Raw genomic sequence first — 266 nt, forward strand, 5'->3', positions numbered from 1 at the left:
ACGCCGGAATGCCCGCCGTACCCGCGACCTGCAAGGTCACGGTCCCGCCCTGGCCCACCTTCGCCTTCGGCACACCCAGCCCGACACGCGTGTCCATCAGCCGCGTCGGCGTGACCGGCTTGTACGTCGAGCCCGAGCCGTCCGTCGTGTAGTAGCCCGCCACATCAGCGATCAGATCGACCGATCCGGCGTTGTTGTAGAAGCTGACCTTCCCGTTCACCACAGGGACGACGACCAGGTTCGGAATCGTCTGCCCGGCCGTGAAG

General features: G+C 66.5%; 1 pseudogene. It reads right to left on the reverse strand.

From position 1 onward, the window contains the following. Window positions 1-266, reverse strand: a pseudogene (locus IH80_RS46755) (hypothetical protein); the annotation flags it as partial.

Source organism: Streptomyces sp. NRRL S-378, from assembly GCF_000720645.1.
Classification (GTDB): Bacteria; Actinomycetota; Actinomycetes; order Streptomycetales; family Streptomycetaceae; genus Streptomyces.